Origin of the sequence: Pseudomonas bananamidigenes, from assembly GCF_001679645.1 — a bacterium.
Taxonomy (GTDB): domain Bacteria; phylum Pseudomonadota; class Gammaproteobacteria; order Pseudomonadales; family Pseudomonadaceae; genus Aquipseudomonas; species Aquipseudomonas bananamidigenes.
In genome coordinates this window covers 120341-143185 of sequence record NZ_LRUN01000010.1, presented here as the reverse complement: position 1 = coordinate 143185, position 22845 = coordinate 120341, and the positions used below count along the sequence as shown (strand labels likewise).

Here is a 22845-nt window from a genome sequence, read left to right as displayed (position 1 = left end):
TCAGGATGCACGGGAACCGGGCTCGCGAATGTTTACGTTCAAGGGGACTGGACCGGATCCAGCTGGCGGCCGATTTCGCAGATCAGACGGGCGATGGAATCGGCATTGCGCAGAATGACGTCAATCCGTGCGTCGGGCGATTGCTGATCGAGAAAAGCGTTGCGGGCCTCCCGGATGGTCTGGCTTTTCGTCAGTTTGAGAACCTCGGCACTGATGAGCTGCAACTCCGGAATGTTGTCGATGCTGACCCAGGACTTGATTGTCGTGTTCCATTCCGCGAACAGCTGCGCCCTCGGAGTGCTCAATGACAATGCGGATTTCTGATCGAACTCGAGCTCCTGAAACAGTAACGCCCCAGAGGCTGTGATGGTCGAAACCAGGTCGCTGAACGGCTCCCGTGCCCTCAACGAGGCAATATCCAGTGCTTTGCTGAACTGGTGGGCAAATTCATGAATCAGTGTCGAGGCCTGCGCATGGCCATCGACATCGAACGGCTCCAGCAAATAGGTTTTGAACTGATCCAACTGCTGGTCGAAGAAGTGCTCAGTGAAATGCACTTGTTTTTTTGCGTCGCCGTCCAGCACGAACGCAATGACATCGGGCAGGAACCGGTTTGATCCAACAACGAAGCGATCGGTGTCCAGCAGTTCATCGGTCGGGTCCACCAGCGCCTGGCAGATCGGGATGATCGTGTTGTTGATCTTGACCAGCATTGCAGTGGTGATGCGGGGCACATCAAAAAAATCTTCCAGGAAGCGGGATACCCGCGGATTGTCGGTTCCGCTGCTGAGTGGTGTGAGGTTATGCAGGCAATAGAATGCATAGCGTCGCGCGAGATCGATGGCGTTCACCAGCACCCGGGCTTTTTCCGGGTACTTCAGGCGGATTTCATCCATGCCGCGAGCCTCGATGTTCAACATGGTCCGGCGTAGACGGGAGATGGTGTTGCGCTCGGCCAGCTTCCTGAAGGCCTGGCCGTAGTGAACGGTCTGCCAGGCCGGTACCTGAACCATCGCCAGGCCGCTTTTTTGAAAGAGCGGGCCGTGTTTTCCCGTGCTTGCCAGTTGCCAGGCCGAGTCACTTTTTTTGATCTCGTAGACCTTGCCATCGATGGCGGTGTAATCGCGATTGGAGGTGGGTTGCCGGTAAGTGCCGGTGACTGAGCCATATACGAGATCCTTGAGTGCAACGTCGTCGGCTTCCGATGATTGCATCCGGGTGCGCATCGGCGAAGTCGGCTCGAATTCACTGAAATCGGCGGTTTCGTCTTCCTGTTCGGCAACTGCAGCACCGGCCGATATTTCTGGCAGCATCGCCATTTGAATCATTTGCACTCCGCCGCCGATAAAGGACTGCAAGGCGCGTTTCCAGTGATGATCCTGCAAGGCTTCGGCCGAGTCCTCGAAGCTGTCAAAGGCACGCCAGAGAAAGGGCACAAAGGCCAGTTTGCCCGGCAGGATGGCCGAGACCTGCCTGATGCCCCGGCTGAACAGGGTCTTGGCGACTTCCCAATCGGACTGTGCTTCGCGGTCGGTCTGCGACTCGAGCTGTCGTTGCAATAACTCCAGATTATCTTCGTACAACTGCTCCAGCAGGTTGCCTTCGACAGGACGGCTGGCCAGGGTCATTTCGCTGATCTCATCCACGGTAGCTGCCAGCAGGCTGCGAAAGACCGCCTGCCTTCCGGGGGGCAAGCGCCGAATCAACAGGTTTTGCAGAGAACCCGGCGTATTCAGTGCCGCGATCAACGCCTTTTCGTCCCCGAACTCGTGGAACACGTGTTCGGTGTAGGGCGCGTAAAGCACCAGCGGTCCTTCGTGCCTCTGACCCGGAGAAAAGACGTAAAGGCCTGGTACGGTCTCTGGATTGGCGCCGGGTGTCTTGACCAGTGTCAGCGGGCTGACGACTACATGAGCGCCGGGCACCGTGGCTCGGGCATAGCCATCGGGCATGTCCAGTCCCTGAATGATTTGCTCGTAAGCCTTCGCAGACAGATGCTGCTGCAGTTTCAATGCATGGGCGTGCTGCATCAGTTGCCAGGGCATCTGCTGGAAAAAACGCTTTTTGCGTTCACGGCCTTCAACTGTGTTCGTCGATAGTGCCGCAGCCACTTTTCGACCGAAGGTATCCGGGATCTCCAGTGACAGCAGCAACTGATCGACGATTTTGCGGTCCAGTCCGGGAGGCAAGGCCTCGTAGGTTTTCGAGGCAACCCTGTACCCCGTGCCCTGGAGTACATTGACGTGATTCAGGGCAAAATCCACCAGGTCGCAAGACGGGCCGGCCAACGCCAGATTGGGAATGATCTCGATCTGCCGGGGATCGAGATGCTCGTTTGGAAAACGAAGACCCAGCGAAGTTTTCAATGCTTGTTGGACATGCTCGGCCAGCGGAGTCACGCCGCTCAGGTAATCCTGATCATCGATGACACTCTTGTTCCACCGTTCAAGCAGTTCGATGTGCCGTTTCTGATCCTTGACCGGAGCCATGCTCAGCCAGGCAGGGTAGGTCTGCTGGTTTTCGATGGCCCTGGCGTGCTCGCATGCCAGGCGCAGATTGGTCTGGAGCGGCGTCTTGCGCAGCATTGACAATGCCTTGTCCCGCCTTATCACTTCAGTCACACGCTGACGCACCTGTTCACAACCTGCCAGATAGTGCTCGATGCAAGATTGCATGCGCTCGTGCAGCACGTTGCGAAGGATGATGCGAAACCGTCCGAGGGTGTAGCGCTGATGGGGCAGGTACTGATCGGGAACGATATTTTCCAGCAGCGACAGACGTTGAACATTGTCGAGCAAGCGTCGGTCCAGTGCCTGGCGGGCGATGGCGATGTTTTCGAAAACCTCCAGACCCAGCGCGGGCGTCCATAGCACGGTGCGCCCGGAATGTCGGGTGTCGAGCCCTCCACGCTCGGTCATGAGTACGCAATGGGCCAGGGGCCAGACCGTCCTGCCGTCGGGAGACTCAAGGGTGAGTGCATAGGCGTCGGGCCGGAAACCGTTGAGGCTACGTCGTTCCAGGTGGCTCGGCCGATCGGCATCGATGACGGTCTCGACGAGCACCCGGGCCCAGTCGGGCAGACTGTCGCTCGATGCCCTGAGCCTGGCTTCACCGTTTATGCCGACAAACCAGGCGTGGCCCAGATCCGCTTTCATGTTTTCAAGCCAGTCTCGCTGGGTGTCGCGGGTCGCCATGGGTTGCTTGTCGAGACTTTCCAGGAGTGGAGTGTCGACGGCATGGAAGGTCCTTATGGCCGCGCGGGCCTTGTCGGCCAGAACGATCGAAGGCTGCTGGCTGCCGGACCAGACCGGCTGCGTACTCCAGCGTCCCTGCGTGTCGAGTTGTTGCAAACGCTCGTGAATCATCGAGCGGATGTCCAGGCTCTTGTCGAACAATGCGTGGAGGTTCACCGCTCCGTCGCTGAGGCGGAACACCTGCAGGGCGTATTCGATGTTCTGGCGCTGCTTGGTGATGATCGATTCGCCGAGGAACCGGAAGACCTCGCCGGCTACCCGCTCTCCCGAAACCCGGGGCTGATCGAAACCCAGAAAGCGGCTGCGTTCATCCAGACTCAGGAGCCCATAGAGCTCGTCTTCGTGACCTTCGGCGAGGAATTTTTCCTGCAGGGTGGCTTTCAGGTCCTGATAATCCTTGAGCTGCTGCAGACCCTGAGAGGGCGTGTAAAGAAACGAGCCGGCACCGCTGATCATCAGCGATCCGGCCAGCTCCACATAATTGGCCGGGTTTTCCCAGAGGCGTACGGTCTCGGCGATGGGGGCGGGGGGGCCCTCGGCAGCGGGGCGAATCAACTGAAGCAACGTGCAGAACTGGTTGGCATCGAGTATTCCCGCCTCGCGCTTGAGCAGCCAGTCGACGCGGGCCTGGTCTTCCAGGACCCGGGCGAGCAATGTGCGACGGGTCGATCCCAGGGTCGCCGCGCCGTTCCAGTAATGCTCCAGTTGGCGGAACAGCAGGGCCGGCAACATGCCCGATGCCTGGGTGACGGCATTTTTCCATTGCTCCTGATCGTGCGTGCCCGGTGGCCTGTCGGGGTGGGAAAACCCGGGCAGACGATCACCCGGCCAGCGCTGGTGGCGATAGTGCGTCAACACCGCCTCGCTCAGACTCATGGAGCCCGCTTCGCTGGCATCCCCGTTGGAAGCCTGATGGTTTTCACCGTCGCGGGCCGCATGAACGCTGACACGGGTATGACGTTGTTGCAGCGCTCCGAAATGAGGTTTGAGCAGTTCATCCAGTGCGCTGTCCAGCCATTGCGTCAGGGTCGGCAGCTTCTTGAGTTCGTCCAGCATGGCCTGGGCGTTGAGTATGGGACCTTGCCTGAGGCTGGAATCACGCTCCTCGAATACATCCCCCTCAATGATCGAAAACGTCACTGAAATGCGCTCGGCATCCTGTAGTCGTCGCTGCTGGGTCAAGGGTAGAAATGCCAGCAAGGTGTCCTGACCGTCGGTTGTTCCGAGGCGTGATTCGAGCTGAGCCTTCAGGTCCGCGCGACTGTGGTATTTGCGGATGCCTTCTTGCGGGGTGTAGAGGATCTGGCCCTCGTCGTAAGGCGTGTCACTCAGAACAAATGCACCCGGCAGTGGAACGGGATTCTGACTGTCGGCGTTGAGCAGAACACGTTCGGCGTACATGGGCGGCCTTTGCTGGCGCCGCAGGGTATCGGACGCCAGCCTGACATCGGCCAGCCATCTGAAATCCTTTTCTTCCAGGCCGTGGGTCTTGCCCAGTTCGGGCCACCGGCCCGGGGCGTCGAGTGCTTCGGGAAACAGTAATGCAGAAGTGGGGGTGGGCATCGTCAAGCCTCGTCAGTGTGCGTCTGCACGTGAGTAGTGGGGCTCGAGATTGGGGGACGCACGCAATGCAAGGGTGGTATATGAATATCTCGCAGGGTTGACAGGCCACCGGCTGCCCGTGGTTAATCCGGATGCGTCAGTTCGTACGCTGTTGTTCCCTCCAATAATTATTCTGGAGCTTCAGATGTCTGCGCCACACGATCATGCGGTCTCGTCCACGGTCTTTCTGGACGAGCTGACCCAACTGCTGGAAAAAATCTTCATCCGTCACGGTACCTCCCACGAGGTCGCCAGGACCCTGGCGCACAACTGTGCCAACGCTGAGCGCGACGGCGCCCACAGCCATGGCGTTTTCCGGATTCCGGGTTATGTCTCGACCCTCGACAGCGGCTGGGTCAATGGCCAGGCCGTGCCGATAGTCGAGGACGTGGCTTCAGGCTTTGTCAGTGTCGATGCCGGTAACGGTTTTGCCCAGCCTGCGCTGGCCGCGGCGCGTTCGCTGTTGGTGGAAAAGGCTCGCCGTGCCGGGATCGCGATACTGGCGATCCGCAATTCCCATCATTTTGCCGCGCTGTGGCCGGACGTCGAGCCTTTCGCCGACGAAGGTCTGGTGGCGCTGAGCGTGGTCAACAGCATGACCTGTGTCGTGCCCCACGGCGCTGACCGCCCGTTGTTCGGCACCAACCCGATCGCTTTTGCCGCGCCGCGTGCCGACGGTGCGCCGATCGTGTTCGATCTGGCCACCAGTGCCATCGCCCACGGAGATGTACAGATTGCCGCACGCAAAGGCGAAAGGCTGCCGGCGGGCATGGGTGTGGACAGCCTCGGTCAGCCGACCTGCGATCCGAAAGCGATTCTCGAAGGCGGGGCGTTGCTCCCCTTTGGCGGGCACAAAGGCTCGGCGCTGTCGATGATGGTGGAGCTGTTGGCCGCCGCGCTGACCGGCGGCAACTTCTCGTTCGAATTCGACTGGAAGAACCATCCAGGGGCCAAAACCCCGTGGACCGGTCAGTTGCTGATCGTGATCGACCCGAGCAAGACCGCCGGGCAGCGCTTCGCCGAGCGCAGTCAGGAGCTGGTCAGGCAGATGCACGGGGCAGGGCTCAAGCGCTTGCCGGGCGATCGGCGGCATTTGCAGCGGGCCAGATCATTGGCCGAGGGCATCGTGCTGGATGAGCAAACCCTGGCGCAGTTGCGTGAACTGGCGGGCGAGTGACGTTTTGCCGGACATGAAAAAGGCGAGCCCGATGGCTCGCCTTTTTTGTACTCGCTCAGCGGCGGCCAAGCAACAGACCGACCACCAGACCGAAACCGGCCGAGATCGCCACGGTCTGCCACGGGTGGCCGCCGATGTAACTTTCGGTGGCGTCAACCGCCGGCCTGGTGCGGTCGCGCACGCTGGAGACCGAGTCCAGCGCCTGCTGCAACTTCAAGGCAATTTGCCCGCGCAGGGTCTCGGCTTCCTCGCCGACCAGTGAAGCACTGCTTTTGAGCAGCTTGTCCGACTCTTCGATCAGAGCCTGAAGTTCGCTGAACGCTTGATCCTTGATTTGGTCTTCAGCGGCTTGAACGGCGCTTTTGCGGGCCATTGGGTGACTCCTTGCAAGTGAATGGACAGTGTTCAATGGAGTGTGGCGCCGCTTGAAAAGTTGCAGTGAATTTCTCTCGAGAGGAAAAACCAGCGCCGGGGATTTCCGTCCAGCGTGTAAGATGTCGCCATTTCATGCAGCAGGTAATTCCCCATGAGTTTCAATCTGGCCAACAAATCCCTCGCAGAGCGCGCGGCGGTGGAAGACGAGAAATCCCGACTGTTCGAACTCTGGCAGAACAATCTGGGTAAAGCCAAGGGCGAAGCCGCACGATTGTTCGGCGAGCGCTCCAAGCGCAAGGGCAAATGGGCCGAATTCGTGCGCGCCGAGCTGGACGGCATGTCGCCGCCGGAGTTCGCCAACATGGTGCGCAGTGAAGTCAACCGGTTGATGGCAGCCAACAAGTAATCATTCGGTCTTGAAACTGGCGGCAATCGCTTCGCGCACTTTCAGCACAACCGGGTCGATCTGGGTATTGGTGCGCCAGCCCAGTTCGACCGGATAACGCGGCAAGGCCAGCGGGCAGGGCAGCAGGGCCAATCCGCTCAGTGACGCAATGGCCTGCGCCGCGTGAGTCGGGATGGTCGCCACAGCGGTACTGCCCTTGAGCAGGTGCGGCAACGCCGCGAAATGCGTGGTCGAGGCGCACACCCGGCGACTCAAACCGAGCGCCGCCAGCCCCTCATCGGTGATCCCTATAAAGCCGCCCGAGGACACCAGAATGTGCTCCCGGGCCACGAATTCCTCCAGACCGATCTGCTGCTGGCCGGGCGCAAGGCTCGCCGGGTCCACCAGGCACGCGTAACCCCCTTCGCCCAATACCTGGCGGCTGAGCAGCCGCTCGGCGAAACCGCCAGCGGTGATCGCCAGGTCGATGCTGCGCTCCATCAGGGCCCGGGCGACGATCTGGCTGTGGGTCTGGCGGAAGATCAGACGCAGCTTCGGCGCCCGTCGCCCGATTTCTTCGATCAGACGCCGCCCGTAGGCAATCTCGAAATCATCCGACAGCCCGATGCTGACCGAGCGCCCGTCGTACTGATTGGCCGCCGGGTCGACCATCGCCAGGCTTTGCCGACACTTGTTCAAGGCATCGCTGACTACCGGTTTCAGCTGATTGGCCTTGAGGGTTGGCGCAAGGCCCCGACCGGTGCGCACGAACAATTGATCGCCATAAACCTCACGTAACCGGCGCAACGCCGCGCTGACTGCCGATTGCGTCACGCCCAGACGCAACGCTGCACGGCTGGCGCTGGACTCTTCATGCAGCGCTTCAAAGACTTTCAGCAGGTTCAGGTCGACGGTGGCGATATTCATTTGGCTCATATCATTCAGCAGTGAGTCGGGCTTTATTCATGATCCCGTGGCGCCGGAGAATGAGCAACACCTGAACCTCACGGAGTGACCACCATGCCCAAATCAATCGTTGCCGCCCTGCAAATCGGTGCCTTGCCCGGTGGCAAGGGAGAAACCCTGGAGCAGATCCTGAGCTGGGAAGACGCCATCCTCGAATCCCGCGCCTCATTGGTGGTGATGCCCGAAGCCTTGCTCGGTGGTTACCCCAAAGGCGAGGGCTTCGGCACACAACTGGGTTATCGCTTGCCCGAAGGGCGCGAGGCCTACGCCCGTTACTTCGCCAACGCCATCGATGTGCCGGGCGTGGAAACCGAAGCGTTGGCCGGGCTGTCGGCGCGCACCGGGGCCAATCTGGTGATCGGTGTGATCGAACGCGCCGGCAGCACCCTGCATTGCACCGCCCTGTATTTCGACCCGCAGGCGGGCCTGGTGGCAAAACACCGCAAACTCATGCCCACCGGCACCGAACGGCTGATCTGGGGCAAGGGCGACGGTTCGACCTTGCCGGTGCTCGACACGCAGGTCGGCAAGCTCGGCGCGGTGATCTGCTGGGAAAACATGATGCCGCTGCTGCGCACGGCGATGTACGCCAAGGGTATCGAGGTCTGGTGCGCGCCGACCGTGGACGAGCGCGAGATGTGGCAGGTCAGCATGCGCCACATCGCCCATGAAGGGCGCTGCTTTGTGGTCAGCGCCTGTCAGATCCAGGCCTCGCCGAACGAGTTGGGTGTGGAGATTGCCAACTGGCCGGGGGATCGACCACTGATTGCCGGTGGCAGCGTGATCGTCGGGCCGATGGGCGACGTACTGGCCGGGCCGCTTCGGGGCGAGGCCGGATTGCTCACCGCCGAGATCGATACCGATGAACTGGTGCGGGCCCGCTATGACTACGACGTGGTCGGCCACTATGCACGGCCGGATGTATTCGAGTTGAGCGTGGATGAGCGCGCCAAACCGGGTGTTCGCTTCACTGCTTGAGGCGCTGCTGCCACTCCTCTCGGGTGATTTCCCAGATTTCCCGAGGGAAGCGGCCACTGACGAAGTCATCCTCGTCGGTGCGGATCAAGCGCATGCCGGTGCGCTGCGAGAGCTTGCGCGAGCCAATGTTCGGAGCAGCTTTCGGCACGCGCATCAGCGGTTGATCGAGGGTTTCGAACCAGTAGCGGGTCACGGCTTCGCTGGCTTCCGTCATCAGGCCCTGGCCCTGCCAGGCCGGGGCGAGCCAGAACCCGCGATGGTTATCCGGCTCGTCCATAAGACTGATGTTGCCGATCAATTGCTCTGGTGCCGACTTGAGACGAATCGTCCAGTGCCACTCTTTGCCCGCCGCAATCGCCGGCAGCGCAATGTCACGCAGGTAGGTGAGGGCGCCATCGTCCGGATAAGGCCAGGGCACCAAAGCGTTCAGGTAACGCACCACTTCCCAGTGCGCAAATTGCTGCTGGATGGCCTCTGCGTCGGCCAGTACCAGTGGGCGCAGGACTAACCGTTCGGTGTACAGCGTGGGCGTGTCTTCCATAAACCTGCGACTTCCATTTTTCTGCCAGTGAGCGTCGCAGGCTACCGCATCTTTACCAGGTTGCGGCACTGGCTCGTGGCAGGCTGAGCTTGCCGCTGTCGACAAAACGCATGGTGCCAAAGACGCCGCCCGCCAGTTTGCCGCGCAGCACGTAAGGCAGGTTGTCGAGCGACTGGGTCTGGCTCAGGCCCAGGGTCTGGCGCAGCACCGAAAACGCAGAAATGCTCACGGGAACGCTGACGATGGCTTCGGAGAATCGTGGAATGGAGCCGCTCTGATCGCTCACCCCGGAAGCGAAAGAATGACCATTCACGTCCAGATCCAGCGCAATGCCGTTGTAGTCGATGGCGGTTTCGTTGGGGTTCTGCACGCGCAGCTTGATGGCGAAGCGCACTTCCAGATCCTGGCTCGGCAGCGGTTCGACGCCGACCACGTTGATGTTCACCGGGTCGCGGTCGGGAAACAACGCGCAGGCGCTGAGGGAGAGCAGAAGCAGGGACAGGAGGACGGCTTGGATACGACGCATTGATGCTCTCTCATTGAAAAAGGGCTGAACCGTTGCCGGTGTCAGCCCTTTTTTCATCGAGCGGACACCCTCAACGGTTCAACTGTGCGACAGCGGCCTTTGATGCGGGTTCACCCTTGGCCGGGGTCTCGGGGTTTTCCATGACCTGAAGAATAGAGGCTTCCGGATCGAAGTCATCTTCTTCCAGTTCAATGAATTCTTCCGGCAGGAAGAGATTCAGTACGATCGCACACAGCGCACCGACGGTGATCGGCGATTCGAAAATATTGCGCAGCGCCTGCGGCAGTTCCCGCAGCACCTCCGGCACGGCGGCGATGCCCAGGCCCATGCCGACGGAAATTGCCACGATCAGCATGTTGCGCCGGTGCAGGCCGGCCTCGGCGAGGATCTTGATCCCGGCCACGGCCACGGTGCCGAACATCACCAGCTCCGCGCCGCCGAGCACCGGTTTCGGCATCAGTTGCAGCACCGCGCCGATCATCGGGAACAGGCCCAACAACACCAGCAGACCGGCAATGAAGAACGCCACGTAACGGCTGGCCACGCCAGTGAGCTGAATCACCCCGTTGTTCTGGGCGAACGTCACCATCGGCATGCTGTTGAACACTGCGGCCATGGCCGAGTTGAGGCCGTCGGCGAGCAGCCCGGACTTGATCCGGCGGATGTACAGCGGGCCCTTGACCGGCTGCCGGGAAATCATCGAGTTGGCGGTCAGGTCACCGGCAGCTTCCAGCGGCGACACCAGGAAAATCACCGCCACCGGCACGAAAGCCACCCAGTCGAAGTTGAAACCGTACTTGAACGGCACCGGCACGCTGACCACCGGCACTTCGGGCAGGTTGGCGAAATCCACGGTGCCCATCAGCCACGCCACAACGTAGCCGAGGGTCAGGCCGATGACGATCGCGCCCAGACGCAGGAACGGCACGTCGACCCGGTTCAGCACCACGATGGTGGCAAGTACCAGTGCCGCCAGGAACACATGGCTGCCCGCGCCCAGATCCGCTGCGCCGAAGCCGCCGGCAATGTCGGTCATCGCCACCTTGATCAGCGACAGGCCCATCAGGGTGATGATGGTGCCGGTCACCACCGGGGTGATCAGCATGCGCAGCTTGCCGATGAACTGGCTCAGCACCACTTCGATAAAGGCGGCAAAGAAGCACACGCCGAAGATCGTCGACAAGATCTCATCGGTGCCGCCGCCCCGGGCCTTGACCATGAATCCGGCGCTGAGAATCACGCTGATGAAGGAAAAACTGGTGCCTTGCAGGCACAGCAATCCGGAGCCGACCGGGCCGAAACGTCTGGCCTGAACGAAAGTACCGAGGCCGGAGACGAACAGCGCCATGCTGATCAGGTACGGGATTTCACTCTGCAGACCGAGGGCGCCGCCCATGATCAGGGTCGGAGTGATGATGCCGACGAAGCTGGCCAGGACGTGTTGCAGCGCGGCAAACACCGTCGCGGTGAAGTGCGGACGGTCATTGAGACCGTAGATCAGGTCGTTGTTGCGCGGGGCTTTCTCAGAGACGGTCATGGTGGTTTGCGTGCCGCAATGCGGGGCCGGGTCGGAAAATGGGTGCGCAGGATGCCGCAAGCGAGGGGCGAGGGCAACGCATGATCGTTCCCACGCTCTGCGTGGGAATGCAGCTGGGGACGCTCCGCGTTCCAGAAAATGCTCAGGTTCGACCAAAGGCGAACAGCAGATCTTCTTCAAACGCCTTCTGCGCATCCCCCGGTATCTGCGCCCGATGGCGGGCCAGATGGAACGCCACTTCAAAGCTCAACTCGCCTTCGAGCACCGGGCGCAGCAGGCCTTTGTCCTGCCATTGGCGGGCGTAATGGCTGGGCAGGTAACCGAGATGTTTACCCGACAGAATGAAGGCGAGGGTGCCTTCGACCTGCTCAGAGCGCGCCGAGCAGACCTTGCCCTGAAACGGTTCGTCGCTGCGCAGAAAACGGTACGGATGATCGACCCGGTCGCAGGCCTGCAATGCCGCGTCATCAGGCGCCTCATCGGTGAACAGCGGATGCCCGGGGGCGCAATACAGATGCTGGGTTTCGCTGAACAGTTCACGGTAGTCGAAGGCGCGTTGCACCTGGGAAAAGTAGCCGATGGCCAGATCCAGTCGCTGTTGCAGCAACAGACGCTCCATTTCACCTGGCATGGCGCTGATCAGCTCGATGCGCACCGATTCATCCCGTTCGCGAAAGCGCCGGATCGCCTCGGCCACCCGTTGCAGCACCGATTGATCGACAGCTTCGGAAAGTCCCAGCCGTACTTCACCGATCAGACGCCCGGCGACGCCGTTGGATTGATGGCGGAAGGTTTCGATCGAGTCGAACAGGTTTCGTGCGGCGATCAGCAGTTGTTCACCCTTGGGCGTCAAGCTGAAACCACCCTTGCCACGGTTGCACACCCGATAGCCGAGACGGGTTTCCAGCTTGGCCATTTGCTGGCTGATGCTCGACTGGCTCAGGCCCAATTCACCCTGAGCGGCGCTGAAGCCGTTGGACTCGACCACCCCGAGAAACAGGCGCAAAAGCTGCAAGTCGACATCGTGGAGCTGACCGAGCATCACATTACTCCGGCATAAAGTCAGGTTAACAAACTTGATATTTATGCAATGTAATGGACGGCGCATCCTGCCACCACTTCCTTCGGTCAGGTGCTCGTCATGGCTCCCTTGTTCAAGCTGTGTTTCCCCGCGTTGTTGCTTACCGTCTCCATTGTCGCTCAGGCCGAAGACAAGACCCTCAACCTCTACAGTTGGGCCGATTACGTGGCGCCTGAAACCTTGCAGCGTTTTGAAAAGGAAACCGGCATTCACGTGCGCTACGACACGTTCGATACCTCGGAAGTGCTGGAGACCAAGTTGCTTACCGGCGGCAGCGGCTACGACGTGGTGGTGCCTTCGTCCAGCGTGCTGGCTCGTGGCTTGGCCGCCGGCGCCTTGAAGGAAATCCCTCACGAGGGACTCAAGGGCTACGCCAATCTCGATCCGGACCTGCTGGAAAAACTGGCAGCTGTCGATCCGGGCAATCGCTACGCTGTGCCTTACACCTGGGGCACGCTCGGCCTGGGCATGAACGTCGAGGCGGTCAAGCAGCGGCTGCCGGACGCGCCGCTCAACAGCCTCGATCTGCTGTTCAAACCCGAATACGCCAGCAAGCTCAAGGATTGCGGGATCGCCATTCTCGATTCGCCGCAGGAAGTGATCGGTCTGGCGCTGCACAACCTCGGCAAGGACCCCTATAGCACCGACAAGAACGATCTCGCCGCTGCAGAAGCCTTGTTGCAGAAGCTGCAGCCCTCGGTGCTGTACGTCGCCACGGGCCGACAGATCAGCGATCTTGCCAACGGCAGCGTGTGCCTGGCGCTGACCTACAACGGTGACGCGAGCATGGCAGCCGATCAGGCGCGCAAGGCCAACAAGTCGTTCGAGGTTGCGTACCGGATTCCGAAAGAAGGCACGCTGGTGTGGCAGGACAATCTGGCCATCCCCAAGGACGCACCGCACCCGGAGGCGGCGCGGGCCTTCATCGAGTTCATGTTGCGCCCCGAATCCGTGGCAGCGCTGACCAACACGCTGTTCTTCGCCACTGCCAACCAGGCCGCCACGCCGCTGGTGGACGAAGCGGTGCGCAACGATCCGGACATTTACCCGAAACCCGAAGTGCGGGAGCGGCTTTACGCCGACCGCAGCATGAGCCTCAAGGACATGCGTCAGCGCACACGCCTGTGGACCACTTTCCGTAGCCATCAATAACACTGGAAAAACCAAGGAGCACACCGATGGACGTGCCAATGCAGAACGATCAGGCCCTGACCCGTGACAGCCTTTACGGCACCGCTGCCGAAAGCACCTACGCCGGGATCACCAGTTTCATGCGCCGGCGCTACAGCCGCGACTTGCGGGGCGTGGACGTGGCGGTCAGCGGTGTGCCGTTCGACACCGCCACCAGCAACCGTCCGGGCGCGCGGTTCGGGCCTCGGGGGATTCGTGCGGCGTCCACCGGGATCGCCTGGGAGCGGCACTGGCCATGGGCGTTCGACCCGTTCGATCATCTGGCGGTGATCGATTACGGCGACTGCGATTTCGATTACGGCTCGCCGCACACCATCCCGGAGAGTATCGAGGCCCACGCCGAGCACATCCTCGGCTCAGGCAGCGCCATGCTGACTTTCGGCGGTGACCACTTCATCAGCTACCCGCTGCTCAAGGCCCATGCGCGCAAGCACGGCACACTGTCGCTGATCCACTTCGACGCTCACAGCGACACCTGGCCGGACGAGGGTGGCAAACGGGTCGATCACGGCACCATGTTCTGGCACGCGGCGCGGGAAGGGCTGGTGGATCCGGCACGCTCGGTACAGATCGGCCTGCGCACCACCAATGACGATCATCAGGGGTTTCAGGTTCTGGATGCGCGGCAGGTGCATCGCCGCGGTTGTGAGGCGATTGTCGAGGCCATTCGTGCGCAGGTCGGCGACAACCCGGTGTACCTGACGTTCGACATCGATTGTCTCGATCCAGCGTTTGCTCCGGGCACCGGCACTCCCGTCTGCGGCGGGTTGAGCACGGTGCAGGCCCTGGAAATTCTCGGCGGTCTGCGCGGGATCAATCTGGTAGGCATGGACGTGGTAGAAGTGGCTCCGGCCTATGACCATGCGGACGTGACATCGCTGGCCGCGGCGACGCTGGCCATGGAGATGCTCTGCCTCTACGCGGCCCGTCACAAAGTTGATAGATAGGCCAGCCACAGCACGACCCTGTGGGAGCGAGCCTGCTCGCGAAGACGTCAGACCCGCTGACTCATCGTTGTCTGATACACCGCTTTCGCGAGCAGGCTCGCTCTCACGTTGATCCTGACAATTTCTGACACCAGGCTCTGCTAAGCTCCGGCAAATTTCCGTCCAGAGCCCCGCATCGTGTCGCGAACCACTCGTCTACTGACCTTGCTGCAAGTACTGCGCGGCAAGAAGCGCCCGGTCACCGCGGCGACGCTGGCGTCGGAGCTGGAAATCTCCGAACGCACCCTCTATCGCGACATCGCCGAACTGACGGCGCTCGGCGCGCCGATCCATGGTGAGGCGGGCATCGGTTATGTGCTGCGCAGCGGTTTGTTTCTGCCACCGCTGATGCTCAACGCCGATGAAACCGAAGCCATCGTTCTCGGCCTGCGCTACGTCGATCAGCGTGGCGACGAAGTCCTGAGCAAAGCCGCAGCGGACGCCCTGGCGAAAATTGCGGCGGTGCTCGACCCCCAGGCCCAGGAAGCCTTGCGCAATCCGACGGTCATGCCCGGGCCGCCCGGTTACGGCTTTCCGCAAAATGTGGTGCCGCTGAACATGTTTCGTCAGGCGATCCGCGACCAGGCCAAGCTGCACATCGATTACGCCGATGCGCAGCAGGTACCGAGCCAGCGCTTGATCTGGCCCCTGGCGCTTGGCTTTCTCAACGAAGTGCGGATCATCGTGGCGTGGTGTGAATTGCGTGGCGCGTATCGCACGTTTCGCACCGACCGGATTTCCGCTGTCAGCCTGCAGGGCGAGCGGTATCCGGGGCGCCGCAGCGACCTGCTGCGCACCTGGCAGCGGCAGATGCAACCGGATGACAGCGGGCGTTTCACTCCTGACAAAAACTGACGCAGGGCTGTTCTAGGATGGCGACAGAACCGAAAACAAGGAGTTGCATTCATGTTCCATCCCACCTCGATACTCGCCCCGGCCATCGTCGAGTACATCAACGCCGCCAATGCTCGCGATACGTCCCGGGTCGGCAGTTTTTTTGCCGAGGATGCCCATGTGTTTGATGAAGGCCATCATCAGGTCGGCCCGCAGGCCATTGCCGACTGGATGCAAGACACTGCCAGACGCTATCAGCCTCGGGTCGAGGTATTGGGCGTCCAGCAGCGTACCGGCAAGGTGTTGGTACAAGGATTGATTTCCGGGTCGTTTCCCGGCAGTCCGCTGGAACTGCGGTACACCTTCCGCCTCAATGAGCAGGGCAAAATCGCACGGCTGGATATTTCCGCGTAGCCATCGTGGCATACTGCCGCGCATGACTTTCGACTCTCCATTAAGCGCTTGGCAACACGCCGTCGAGCACCGGGGCTTCATCCAGGATGAAGCCCAGGAACACGCGGTCTGGGCGCTGCAAAAATGCCATGAAGCCCTGCACGCCGGTGCCCGTTCGGTCACCGGCGTTTATCTGTGGGGCCCGGTCGGGCGGGGCAAGACCTGGCTGATGGACCAGTTCCATCAAAGCCTGCGCGTGCCGGCCCGGCGTCAGCACTTTCATCATTTCATGGGCTGGGTGCATCAGCGCTCGTTTCAACTGACCGGCATCGCCGACCCTCTGCGGGCACTGGCCCGGGAGCTGGCGGCTGAAGTACGGGTGCTGTGCTTCGATGAACTGTTCGTCAATGACATTGGCGACGCGATCATCCTCGGCCGCTTGTTCCAGGTGATGTTCGATGAGGGCATGGTGGTGGTCTGCACCTCCAACCTGCCACCGGATCAGTTGTATGCCGACGGATTCAACCGCGACCGCTTCCTGCCGGCGATCACTGCGATCAAGCAGCATATGCAGGTGGTTGCGGTGAACGGTGCGGAGGATCATCGCCTGCACCCGGGGGCGATCGAGCAGCGCTACTGGGTGGCGGTGCCGGAGCAGGATTGCGCACTGTCGAAGGTGTTCGATGCGTTGGCGACCGGGCAGTGCGTCAGTACCGAACCGGTGCCGGTCGGCTATCGGGCCTTGAATGTCGTGAAGGCCGGCGAGTCGGTGCTGTGGTGCCGTTATGCCGACCTGTGCGAGCAACCCTTCGCCGCGATGGACTTCATCACGCTGTGCGACACCTACCGGGCTATCCTGTTGAGCGAGGTACCGAACCTGAGCGCGAAACAGCGCGAAGGGCGGATTGCCCGTGGCACTGAGGATGGTGCGCAACGCGTGGCGGCGGGCGATCGGGAACTGCCGCAACTGTCGGTGCACGATGACGGTGTGCGGCGCTTCATCGCCCTGGTCGACGAATGCTACGACCGCAAGGTACCGCTGTACATCGAGGCGCAGGTGCCGATGGAGGCGCTGTATACCGAGGGTTATCTGGAATTCCCGTTCCGCCGGACCCTCAGCCGTTTGCAGGAGATGCAGCTGCAACGCTTCGTCGAGACCTGATGCACGGAGGGCGTCACATGATTCAGCCACTGTCCCATCACTTGCTCACCATGGCTTATCAGAATGCCTGGGCCAATCATCGACTGGCCAAGGCCTGGCTGCAGCTCGATGACACGGAGCTGACGGCACCCAGGGTCAGTTTCTTCCCCGGCATTCGCCTGACCCTCAATCACATCCTCACGTGCGACTGGTTCTACGTCGATGCACTGGAACGCGAGTTGCGTGGTGACGAGCCGCATCCTGATTGCTACGTGTTCTTCAGCGCAGACGAGCCTTTCACCGAGGCCCGGGCCTTGCGCCGTGAACAGGCCCATGTCGACCGCCGCCTGATTGCTTATTGCGAGCAACTGCGCGATGACGATCTGGGACGCCTGGTCACCATCGCCCGGGACACGCCGCAGCACGACAGCCGTCTGCGTATGATTTCGCACCTGTTCGAACATCAGATCCACCATCGTGGCCAGGTCCACGCCATGCTCAGCGGCACACCGGTAAAACCGCCGCAACTGGACGAGTTTTTCTGTACCGGCGAATCCGGATTGCGGGCGGAGGACTTTGCCGAGCTGGGCTGGACGGAGGCGCTCATCTGGGGGCACTGAGTCGACGTCAGGCAGGCATAAAAAAGGCGCCCCGAAGGACGCCCAACTGTCTTCTGCGAAGCCAGAGCGGAGCCATCGCAGATCCATCGGTAAACCGTTACATCACGGACGGTAATGCTCGGTGACCTGTGCGGTCTGGTCGTCCGGAACGCGAAGTTCGTTGGCTTTGGTGTCAGCCTGTTGGCTTTGGGCGGTGTGAACAGGGAAGTTTTCCCAGTGATGCCTCATCCGTTCGGCGCCGCCCTCGGCGAAAGCGCTGGCGGAAGCCAAGGTGATCAGACCGGCAAGCAGTGCAGTCGTGGTTTTCATGGTTGTCTCCTACGAAAAAATGTCGGAGCCGTTCGTCCATGAATCAGTGCTTCGGCGCGCAGTGTCCGCCGAGGGCATTAACCCGAGGTTAACGTGCGTCCCGTGCAGGTTTTACCGATTGTTTCCGAGGGGGCGGAGGCGTGCCGCACGCACCGATGGCGCGTGCAGGTCGCGGGAAAGACGTCAGAGTTTCCAGTCCAGGCTCAGCGTCACCGTGCGTGGATCACCCCAGTACACGCCGTTGTAAAAGCCGACGTTGTCGAAATACTTCTTGTCGAACAGATTGTCGACGTTCAGCGATGCCGACAGATGTCTGTCGAATTCATAGCGCGACATCAGCTTGACCACGGTGTAGGCCCCCTGGCTGATCCGCGCCCGTTCGGTGATGAGCCGGCCATCGGTGCCGCGACCGACCGGTCGGTTCGAGCTGCCATAGACATCGCTCTGCCAGTTCACTGCGCCACCCACGGTCAGCGCGTGCCAGTCACCGGGCAGGCGATACGCGGTGGACAGACGTAACATGTTGAGCGGCTGGTTGGTGTTGGCGCGGTGTTTTTCGCCGTTCACCGCGTGGGTGTAGGTGTAGCCGGCGGTCATGTTCCAGCCGTCGAGGATCTCGCCCGAGACTTCGGCTTCGAAACCGTTGACCTTGTTGCCCTTGCCGCCGGACTTGTAGAACTCTTCACCGGTCACAGGATCCGGCGGCACCGAATCGTCCAGCTCGGCCACGTTGTCCTGTTTGCTCCAGAATACCGCCGTGGCGATGTTCAGACGCTCATCGAGCAGGCTGCCCTTGAGACCCGCTTCATAGTTGCTGCCGACCACCGGCTCGATGAATTTGCGATTGGCGTCGCGGTATTCCTGAGGGTTGAAGATGTCGGTGTAGCTGACATACACGGTGTATTCGGGCGTCAGGTCGTAGAGCAGGCCGGCGTAAGGGGTCCACATGTCGTTGTGTTGCTGGCTGCTGGCATCGATACCGTTGACTTGCAGGTTGTCATCGAACGAAGTGGATGAGGTCGAAGACTTCCAGCTGCCGTAGCGGCTGCCCAGTACCGCATGCAGATCATCGGTGAGGCTCAGGCGCGTGGCCAGGTAACCGGCTTTCTGCCGGGTGCTGGAGGTGGAACCGGTCAGGCCGGTGACGGTGTCGGGAAATGTCCTGATGTCGCCCATGTATTTCCAGTCACGAATGTTTTCGTAACCCGGCGGCACCGCACCTGCGATCGTGTAGGGGCTGCGTTCGCTGCGCTCGGACTCTCCATAGCCGAACATCATCTCGTGCTCGCGACCGAACAAGGCATAGGGCCCGGAGACATTGACGTCATACACCTTCATTTTCTGCGTGCCGATCATGTGCGAGGTATAGGCTGTCATCCCGCTGCGATCGTCGGCAGGGAACCCCGCACCCCCATAGTAGACCTTGCCGTCGGTATCGCTCTGGCGATGGGTATAGGCCGCTTTCAGATGCCAGCCCCCGGCCAGTGCCTGGTCGAGGCTGGCGAAGGCGGTCTTGTCCTTGATCGGCCACGAGCTCCAGGATGTCGCCATGTTGGTCGAACGACCCAGACCGGCCTTGCCGCCGTTGGCGTTCCAGTAGGGCACGGTGCCCCAGGAACTGCCTTGAACCTGCTTGTCCTGATAGTCATAACCGACGGCCACCACCGTCGATTCCGTCAGGTCGGCCTCGAGAATGCCGTACCCGACTTCCCGTTGCAGGGCGTATTTGTCGCGAAACGACTGGCTGTCGCGATAGGCCAGCACGCTGCGCCCGCGCACACGGCCATCGAAGGCAAGCGGGCCGCCCACGTCGACGTAGCTGTAATAATCGTCGTAACTGCCGCCGCTGACCCCGGCCAGGGCCTGCAATTGTGCGGTAGGGCGCTTGCGCACCATGTTGATGGTCGCCGAAGGATCACCGGCGCCGGTGGTCAGGCCGGTGGCGCCGCGTACGACTTCGATGCGGTCGTAGATGATCGTGTCGGAGTCGGATTTCATCCGGTTGAAGGTGTTGAGCATCCCGTCGATCTGGAAGTTGTTGATCGGGTAGCCCCGTGACGAATAGCTGACCCGGTCCGAATCGTTGTGCTGCACGACCACGCCGGTGGTCTGGCTCATGGCCTCGGACAATGTGCCGAGCTTGAAATCATCCATTTGCTGGCGGGTGACCACGGATATCGATTGCGGGGTTTCCTTGATCGACAGGTTCAACCGCGTCGCCGTGCTCATGGCGCCCGTGGTGTACGAACCCGTGTCTTGCGTGGTGGAACCCAGGCCTTCGGCCGTGACGCTGGTGGACGCCAGCTCCAGTGTCGGAGCGAGAGTCTCTGACTGTTTTTCGACTTCGGTTTCAGCCAGCAGATCAGGGCTCAATGCAGCGCTGCACAGGCCCAGGGTGAGGGTCATGGAACGGGTGATGGGCGCGAACATTGCAGCCGACTCCTTGTCTTCGAGGGAAAATTTCCTTTGGTTCAAAGACGAAGGGGGAGAGGGCGATTTAGTGACAAACGAGAAATATTGTCATTTCCGGGTGTTGCGAAGGCATGAAAAAAGGGCCGTTTCCGGCCCTTTCCAGGTTACTGCTTGACCACTTCCTTCACGACAGTCTCGGGCTTTTTCGGCTTCATCAGGCTGAAGTCGATCAAGGCGCGCTGTTCACGTTCATAGGGGTTGCCGATCAACAGCGGGCGTTGCTTGAAACTGGCGCTGACGATGCTTTTGCTGCGGTCCAGTTCATCGAAACTCAGACCGGCCATATCCGCCCAGGTGTGGATCAAGTGAGCACTGCTGTAAGGCCGGCTCAGGTCGGCAGCGAAGCTCCAGTCGTGGTTTTCGCGCCACTTCGGCGAGGCCCACGCCATGAACGGAATGGTGTACATCGGTGCGGTCGGTTTGTTTTCGTTACGGCCCAGGGTGGTGTGGCCCGCTGAATCGAACACGTCTTCACCGTGGTCGGAGAGGTACAGCAGGAAGCCGTTCGGATCGGACTTGGCGTAGTCCTTGATCAGGCTCGACACCACGAAGTCGTTGTACAGCACCGCGTTGTCGTAGCTGTTGTAGGTCGGCACCTGATCGTCACGCACACCGGCCGGGACGCCATCGCGATCCTGGAACTTGTCGAAGCTCGGCGGATAACGGTACTGGTAGCTCATGTGGGTGCCGAGCAGATGCACGACGATCAGCTTGCGCGGGGCCGGATCGGTCAGGGCCTTGTTGAACGGCTCGATCACGTCGCCGTCGTATTGCGCGGCGTTCTGGTTGCGGTTGTTGTTCAGGTACACCTGCTCGTCGGCCTGTTCGGAAAAGGTCGTGAGCATGGTGTTGCGCTTGGTCATGGTCTGCTGGTTGGTGATCCAGAAGGTCTTGTAGCCTGCCTGTTTCATCATGCTGACCAGCGATGGCGTGGACAGGTACAGATCAGGATTCTCTTCGTCGGCGAAGGTCAACACCTGCTGCAGCGCTTCGATGGTGTACGGACGCGGGGTGACGACGTTATCGAAGACCGACAGTTGATCCTTGAGCTTGTCCAGCTCCGGTGTGGTCTTGCGCTGATAGCCGTAGAGGCTCATGCGCTGACGGTTGGTGGACTCGCCGATCACCAGCACCAGGGTCGCCGGCTGATTGGCACCGGCATCCTTGAGGTTATGCAGCGGCGGGATCTTGCTTGCGCTGTGAAGCATGCCCTGCATTTCGCTCAGGGTTTCGAGGTAGCGGTGGTACGCCACGGCCATCTGCCACGGCACGGCCGGCTCGATGCGGGTTTCGAATTTCTCGAAACCGCCGGCGAAGCTGCCGGTGCGCTGGGTCTGCTTGATCAGCGGATAACCGACCACCGCGATCAGAATCGCCATGGCCGCCACGAAAGCCTGGCCGCGAGGCAGGTAGACCGGACGCAGGCGGGTCCACAGGAAGTACGCGAATGCGGTGTGAGCGAGAAACGCCGGAATCATCCACCAGGCAAAGTACTGGGTGATGTACTCGCCGGCTTCCGACACGTTCGACTCGAACATGATGAAGATGACGCTCTGGGAGAACTCCTGCTGATAAATGAAGAAGTAGCCCAGGCTGGCCATCGAGCAGGCCCACAGCATCACGCCGATCACGGCGGCAAGCATGCGGGTGCGTCTGGGGAACAACAGCATCGGCGCCAGCCAGACCGCGCTCATCACGAAGGCTTGACGGAACCCGGTGAAGCCCGAGGTGCCGGTCAGCTGAATCAGCAGTTGAGTGATACCGGAGAAGTACCAGAAGAACACGAACAGCCAGATTAAACCGGCCCAGTCAAAACCTGCCGCAGCAGACTTGCTGCGTTTGAACAATGCCATTCAGCACTCCAACTCGATCACCATTGCCACCGTCGGGCCATTTCATGAAACGGGCACATGAAAACCGACGAACGGAAGCCGCGCACGGACGTGCGCGGCAGAATGGGCCGGAGTATCAACAAGCGAGTGTGAAAACTTCGTGAGTTGCCGCACGTGGCAAAAGGCGGATCATGCGGGAACGGCCAGGCAGCCGTTCCCGGGGCAGGCGGGCAATCAGGCGTGCGGCGAACGCTGGACGCGCGGCAGAGGCTTTGGCTCGGTGCCTTGGGTCATCAGACGCAGTTGCGCCAACTCTTGTTTGAGCTGGTCGCGTTCATCCTGCAACTGGCGCAATTCATCGCGGCGGATCGTGACGTACAGGGTTTGTGGCGGCATTGCTGTGTGTACTGTGCCCATTGCTCACCTCGCAAATGGCGTGTCTCAACTGCAGGTCAAGTCCCGGTTTCGGGACCCTGATCTGCTATCGGCGCCGATTCTGGTTTCTTTTGCTCGTGAATGGAACTTTTTTATTTTTCATGGTCGTTGTGTCTTCGCCACGTTTCCCGACGTTATCAGTCTGGATCGGGCACAATACCCGGAAACTTCACACCGACGCTCTGGACTAACCTCCATGAGCGCGTTGGG

At 60.9% G+C, this 22845-nt stretch carries 20 protein-coding genes; 9 read left to right on the top strand and 11 right to left on the bottom strand.

What is annotated here, in order from left to right; all coding sequences use genetic code 11:
• Positions 1-38 precede the first annotated feature (38 nt).
• Positions 39-4817, bottom strand: coding sequence for a dermonecrotic toxin domain-containing protein (locus tag BBF94_RS05215; protein ID WP_065257981.1), 4779 nt, complete (start codon positions 4815-4817; stop codon positions 39-41).
• Positions 4818-5001: 184 nt separating this feature from the next.
• On the opposite strand from BBF94_RS05215, the gene BBF94_RS05210 reads away from it, so the two are divergent.
• Positions 5002-6033 (top strand): Ldh family oxidoreductase, encoded by a 1032-nt coding sequence (locus tag BBF94_RS05210; RefSeq protein ID WP_065257980.1) that lies wholly within the window; start codon positions 5002-5004, stop codon positions 6031-6033.
• A gap of 55 nt (positions 6034-6088) precedes the next feature.
• Here the strand turns inward: BBF94_RS05210 and BBF94_RS05205 are convergent, their stop codons facing one another.
• Entirely contained in the window at positions 6089-6406 is a 318-nt protein-coding gene (locus BBF94_RS05205) for a DUF883 family protein (protein ID WP_065257979.1), read from the bottom strand.
• A gap of 153 nt (positions 6407-6559) precedes the next feature.
• On the opposite strand from BBF94_RS05205, the gene BBF94_RS05200 reads away from it, so the two are divergent.
• Entirely contained in the window at positions 6560-6814 is a 255-nt protein-coding gene (locus BBF94_RS05200) for a hypothetical protein (protein WP_065257978.1), read from the top strand.
• Here the strand turns inward: BBF94_RS05200 and BBF94_RS05195 are convergent, their stop codons facing one another.
• The gene (locus BBF94_RS05195; RefSeq protein WP_065257977.1) at positions 6815-7729 is read right to left on the bottom strand and encodes a LysR family transcriptional regulator; all 915 of its coding nucleotides are present in this window, start codon (positions 7727-7729) and stop codon (positions 6815-6817) included.
• An 84-nt stretch (positions 7730-7813) separates the two neighbouring features.
• Between BBF94_RS05195 and BBF94_RS05190 the strand changes: the two genes are divergently transcribed.
• Positions 7814-8737 (top strand): carbon-nitrogen hydrolase family protein, encoded by a 924-nt coding sequence (locus BBF94_RS05190; RefSeq protein WP_065257976.1) that lies wholly within the window; start codon positions 7814-7816, stop codon positions 8735-8737.
• Here BBF94_RS05190 and BBF94_RS05185 read toward each other — a convergent pair.
• From BBF94_RS05185 to BBF94_RS05170, 4 genes are all read right to left on the bottom strand, one after another.
• Positions 8727-9278, bottom strand: a complete 552-nt coding sequence (locus BBF94_RS05185; protein ID WP_065257975.1) for a GNAT family N-acetyltransferase — start codon at positions 9276-9278, stop codon at positions 8727-8729. The two genes, BBF94_RS05190 and BBF94_RS05185, sit on opposite strands and share 11 nt — an antisense overlap.
• A gap of 52 nt (positions 9279-9330) precedes the next feature.
• Positions 9331-9804, bottom strand: a complete 474-nt coding sequence (locus tag BBF94_RS05180) for an LEA type 2 family protein (protein ID WP_065257974.1) — start codon at positions 9802-9804, stop codon at positions 9331-9333.
• A 70-nt stretch (positions 9805-9874) separates the two neighbouring features.
• The gene (locus BBF94_RS05175; protein WP_065257973.1) at positions 9875-11341 is read right to left on the bottom strand and encodes a nucleobase:cation symporter-2 family protein; all 1467 of its coding nucleotides are present in this window, start codon (positions 11339-11341) and stop codon (positions 9875-9877) included.
• Positions 11342-11483: 142 nt separating this feature from the next.
• The gene (locus BBF94_RS05170; protein ID WP_065257972.1) at positions 11484-12383 is read right to left on the bottom strand and encodes a LysR family transcriptional regulator; all 900 of its coding nucleotides are present in this window, start codon (positions 12381-12383) and stop codon (positions 11484-11486) included.
• A 99-nt stretch (positions 12384-12482) separates the two neighbouring features.
• Here BBF94_RS05170 and BBF94_RS05165 point away from each other — a divergent pair, with 99 nt between their 5' ends.
• The 6 genes from BBF94_RS05165 to BBF94_RS05140 all read left to right on the top strand — a co-directional run bounded on the left by BBF94_RS05165 (position 12483) and on the right by BBF94_RS05140 (position 17587).
• The gene (locus tag BBF94_RS05165; RefSeq protein WP_065257971.1) at positions 12483-13574 is read left to right on the top strand and encodes a polyamine ABC transporter substrate-binding protein; all 1092 of its coding nucleotides are present in this window, start codon (positions 12483-12485) and stop codon (positions 13572-13574) included.
• 26 nt (positions 13575-13600) lie between these two features.
• Positions 13601-14560 (top strand): agmatinase, encoded by a 960-nt coding sequence (gene speB, locus BBF94_RS05160; RefSeq protein ID WP_065257970.1) that lies wholly within the window; start codon positions 13601-13603, stop codon positions 14558-14560.
• 177 nt (positions 14561-14737) lie between these two features.
• Positions 14738-15454: a helix-turn-helix transcriptional regulator gene (locus BBF94_RS05155; RefSeq protein ID WP_065257969.1), complete on the top strand. Its 717-nt coding sequence runs from the start codon at positions 14738-14740 to the stop codon at positions 15452-15454.
• A 51-nt stretch (positions 15455-15505) separates the two neighbouring features.
• Positions 15506-15847 carry a nuclear transport factor 2 family protein gene (locus BBF94_RS05150; RefSeq protein ID WP_065257968.1) on the top strand — a complete coding sequence of 114 codons (342 nt, stop codon included), beginning with the start codon at positions 15506-15508 and terminating at the stop codon, positions 15845-15847.
• Positions 15848-15869: 22 nt separating this feature from the next.
• Complete coding sequence (zapE, locus tag BBF94_RS05145) at positions 15870-16988, top strand: cell division protein ZapE (RefSeq protein WP_065257967.1); 1119 nt, start codon at positions 15870-15872, stop codon at positions 16986-16988.
• A gap of 17 nt (positions 16989-17005) precedes the next feature.
• Entirely contained in the window at positions 17006-17587 is a 582-nt protein-coding gene (locus BBF94_RS05140) for a DinB family protein (RefSeq protein WP_065257966.1), read from the top strand.
• A 102-nt stretch (positions 17588-17689) separates the two neighbouring features.
• Here the strand turns inward: BBF94_RS05140 and BBF94_RS05135 are convergent, their stop codons facing one another.
• The 4 genes from BBF94_RS05135 to BBF94_RS05120 all read right to left on the bottom strand — a co-directional run bounded on the left by BBF94_RS05135 (position 17690) and on the right by BBF94_RS05120 (position 22617).
• Entirely contained in the window at positions 17690-17896 is a 207-nt protein-coding gene (locus BBF94_RS05135; RefSeq protein ID WP_065257965.1) for a hypothetical protein, read from the bottom strand.
• 183 nt (positions 17897-18079) lie between these two features.
• Entirely contained in the window at positions 18080-20326 is a 2247-nt protein-coding gene (locus BBF94_RS05130; RefSeq protein WP_065257964.1) for a TonB-dependent siderophore receptor, read from the bottom strand.
• Between the two features lie 146 nt (positions 20327-20472).
• Positions 20473-22221, bottom strand: a complete 1749-nt coding sequence (locus tag BBF94_RS05125; protein WP_065257963.1) for a phosphoethanolamine transferase CptA — start codon at positions 22219-22221, stop codon at positions 20473-20475.
• A 213-nt stretch (positions 22222-22434) separates the two neighbouring features.
• Positions 22435-22617 (bottom strand): DUF6026 family protein, encoded by a 183-nt coding sequence (locus BBF94_RS05120; RefSeq protein WP_065257962.1) that lies wholly within the window; start codon positions 22615-22617, stop codon positions 22435-22437.
• Between the last annotated feature and the right edge of the window lie 228 nt (positions 22618-22845).

Excerpts from the sequence above, each read along its gene's own strand:
- BBF94_RS05215 (WP_065257981.1), bottom strand. The coding sequence starts at position 4,817 with ATGCCCACCCCCACTTCTGCATTACTGTTTCCCGAAGCACTCGACGCC.
- BBF94_RS05210 (WP_065257980.1), top strand. The coding sequence starts at position 5,002 with ATGTCTGCGCCACACGATCATGCGGTCTCGTCCACGGTCTTTCTGGAC.
- BBF94_RS05205 (WP_065257979.1), bottom strand. The coding sequence starts at position 6,406 with ATGGCCCGCAAAAGCGCCGTTCAAGCCGCTGAAGACCAAATCAAGGAT.
- BBF94_RS05200 (WP_065257978.1), top strand. The coding sequence starts at position 6,560 with ATGAGTTTCAATCTGGCCAACAAATCCCTCGCAGAGCGCGCGGCGGTG.
- BBF94_RS05195 (WP_065257977.1), bottom strand. The coding sequence starts at position 7,729 with ATGAGCCAAATGAATATCGCCACCGTCGACCTGAACCTGCTGAAAGTC.
- BBF94_RS05190 (WP_065257976.1), top strand. The coding sequence starts at position 7,814 with ATGCCCAAATCAATCGTTGCCGCCCTGCAAATCGGTGCCTTGCCCGGT.
- BBF94_RS05185 (WP_065257975.1), bottom strand. The coding sequence starts at position 9,278 with ATGGAAGACACGCCCACGCTGTACACCGAACGGTTAGTCCTGCGCCCA.
- BBF94_RS05180 (WP_065257974.1), bottom strand. The coding sequence starts at position 9,804 with ATGCGTCGTATCCAAGCCGTCCTCCTGTCCCTGCTTCTGCTCTCCCTC.
- BBF94_RS05175 (WP_065257973.1), bottom strand. The coding sequence starts at position 11,341 with ATGACCGTCTCTGAGAAAGCCCCGCGCAACAACGACCTGATCTACGGT.
- BBF94_RS05170 (WP_065257972.1), bottom strand. The coding sequence starts at position 12,383 with ATGCTCGGTCAGCTCCACGATGTCGACTTGCAGCTTTTGCGCCTGTTT.
- BBF94_RS05165 (WP_065257971.1), top strand. The coding sequence starts at position 12,483 with ATGGCTCCCTTGTTCAAGCTGTGTTTCCCCGCGTTGTTGCTTACCGTC.
- speB (WP_065257970.1), top strand. The coding sequence starts at position 13,601 with ATGGACGTGCCAATGCAGAACGATCAGGCCCTGACCCGTGACAGCCTT.
- BBF94_RS05150 (WP_065257968.1), top strand. The coding sequence starts at position 15,506 with ATGTTCCATCCCACCTCGATACTCGCCCCGGCCATCGTCGAGTACATC.
- zapE (WP_065257967.1), top strand. The coding sequence starts at position 15,870 with ATGACTTTCGACTCTCCATTAAGCGCTTGGCAACACGCCGTCGAGCAC.
- BBF94_RS05140 (WP_065257966.1), top strand. The coding sequence starts at position 17,006 with ATGATTCAGCCACTGTCCCATCACTTGCTCACCATGGCTTATCAGAAT.
- BBF94_RS05135 (WP_065257965.1), bottom strand. The coding sequence starts at position 17,896 with ATGAAAACCACGACTGCACTGCTTGCCGGTCTGATCACCTTGGCTTCC.
- BBF94_RS05130 (WP_065257964.1), bottom strand. The coding sequence starts at position 20,326 with ATGTTCGCGCCCATCACCCGTTCCATGACCCTCACCCTGGGCCTGTGC.
- BBF94_RS05125 (WP_065257963.1), bottom strand. The coding sequence starts at position 22,221 with ATGGCATTGTTCAAACGCAGCAAGTCTGCTGCGGCAGGTTTTGACTGG.
- BBF94_RS05120 (WP_065257962.1), bottom strand. The coding sequence starts at position 22,617 with ATGGGCACAGTACACACAGCAATGCCGCCACAAACCCTGTACGTCACG.